The 2,357-nt window shown below is 32.3% G+C and carries 3 protein-coding genes; all 3 read right to left on the minus strand.

Annotated features, from left to right (window positions below):
• The coding region (locus PF272_RS02095; RefSeq protein ID WP_461782253.1) for an alpha/beta hydrolase family protein at positions 1-1,476 on the minus strand (1,476 nt) is incomplete at its 3' end.
• 18 nt (positions 1,477-1,494) lie between these two features.
• Complete coding sequence (locus PF272_RS02100; protein WP_271141432.1) at positions 1,495-2,112, minus strand: hypothetical protein; 618 nt, start codon at positions 2,110-2,112, stop codon at positions 1,495-1,497.
• Between the two features lie 145 nt (positions 2,113-2,257).
• Positions 2,258-2,357 (minus strand): DUF4400 domain-containing protein (locus PF272_RS02105; protein ID WP_333781482.1); only part of this gene is annotated, 100 nt, incomplete at its 5' end.

The following is a 2,357-nucleotide window of genomic DNA, read 5'->3' on the forward strand; positions in this document are numbered from 1 at the left end:
AAAACGTTTTTCACCACTTTCCCCATTACGTCCTGCTTTACCCGCGTAGTATTCAGAAAAGGTTTCACTGATATTGTCAATTTTGCCATTATTGTTTAAATCACGAACTAAAATCCCATCAGCTGCACTGACCCACCCCGTTTCTTCTAATGAGCCTCCATCATTATCAATATCAAATAGTATTGGAGTATCTGTATAACGCGTTAATTTAATACCATCACCATTTAAATCAATAACCAATGGATCAATTGGTAAACGCCTACTCGCCCAACCACTGGCACTATTCACTCGAATTGCAGCATTTTGAAGTGCCGTTCCACCATTATTACCTGTCTTCTTTAAATAATCTGACAATGGATCGGATGATTCATTATAATTAGAAACACGGAACCCATCTAACGCTGAATAATAACGCGCGGTATTTAAAGTATTTGCTACACCACCATCTCGTTTTGCATCCGCATTTAATGCTTCACGTTCAGTAACAAAAGATAAAGCATTTGACGAGAAGGCAATATCTTTACCACTATCAAGAATAATCTTACGATTAGTATTAGCATCAGCAATTCTCATAAGATCAAAAGCATTATTTACAGTGACTGAATCCCCTTTAACAGTATATAAATTTCTATACTCAAAATAATCCAATATAGTCCTTATACCATGAGCACTGCTTCCTGTTTTTAGAACAACTAGATGGCCATTTTGAGGGTAAGTTAAAGTCCCTGCTATTATTCTTGGACCTTCCCCTACATAGTTTGTTGCTTTGGCAACACCTCTATCTAAATCAAACTGTTGCCCAGAAAGTAATGCCATTCTTTTAAGTGTTTCTGAATTTTCAGATAACCCTGCACCAGCTCCATTAAACCCACTAACCGTACTTATATTTTTAAAAATTGTTGATAATGATATAGCAATAGAATGAGCCAAACTATGTCCCGTAAGATCGATATTCCCTGAAATTAAACCTAAACCATCACCTTCTTTTTCTATATTTATCCATTGACTTCGTAGATGATCTGTTATAGATAGGCCTAACCCTTGATAACTTATTATTGCTTTTGGATCTATTTGTAAGTGGTGATATTTTTGCCCTATTGGCGTCATCAACTTTAATAAATAATTAGTTGCATCTACAATTTGGTGTAAAGCAATACCTTGTAACGCTAAATTAGCATCTTGATAATAATCTTGTATTTCCTGTGTACCACGAATCGCGAAAGTGACTTGACCAGTACGTTTATCCTTAATCAAGACTGCTGAAAAACCACTTGAAGTTTCTAATTGTTGATGGAGAACTTCAAAATTGGTAGTAAAGTATTTAATATCATCTAAAGTAAATGTACTATATTTCCCAAGAGCACCATGAAGATCTGTATTGTCAAAATCTATTTTTTGTCCATTTTTATCAAAGAAATCAGTATATGCCGCTGCACTTAATAAGGCTTTATCTCGTAGTATTTCATGTTCATTCATTGGTTATCTCCTATTTATTTAAAAATTATATTGATAAGATTTTACTGTTAATTCAGATGAATTACTTTTATCGCATTTTACCCAATTAGAACCTGGCCCCATTAAAGTCCAATATTGTCCATATACTTGTTCTGCACTTAGGATTGGTTTGTTTAATTCCAAATCATAAATAAGTAAATAATATGTAATAAAGATATTTAGATAATTTTTTTCATGAAAATAAGTTGCTATTTTTGTATGTGGAATTACACTTTGAAGTGTATACACCATATTATTAACATTAATAAATTGTGGGATTTGTTTTTTTTCAAGAGAAGTCAGATCATAACTTAATTTAACTAATGGCTCACGTTCTAGTGAATCTTTAATTGGTCTTAACTTCTCAATCCCCCGTTGTTTTTGCCATTCTTCTACTGACATAAGCACCTTAATTTCACTTGCCATTGAACAACGAATTGGTGTTGTAATTTCAGCAATAATCCTATCATAATTGATAAGCAGTAATAATATTATAAAAACAACACAGCAAATATGATTAGCAACACAACAATGTTTTTCAGACTTAGAGCGAGAAGCAAAAACGTTATAGATATCTTTATATTTTTTACTTACTTTCTTTATTAGCCAACGGCACATTTCTTACCTTATACAGGGGATACATACTTAATTGATAACTATACTTAATGACAACAACAAAAATCAATATGAAAAATAAATATATATTGTGATAATTATCACAAATTAGAATAAATAACCTAAAATCGGATAGGAGAGGTTTTTATTACAAATATTTTTTAAAACTGGCAGAGGCGATTGAAATTGCTGTTCCAACTAAAAATGCAGCGGGTATCAGTAATAAATTAGGATAGATACTGAAGGGC

The organism is Gallibacterium faecale (assembly GCF_027920745.1).
Taxonomy (GTDB): Bacteria; Pseudomonadota; Gammaproteobacteria; order Enterobacterales; family Pasteurellaceae; genus Gallibacterium; species Gallibacterium faecale.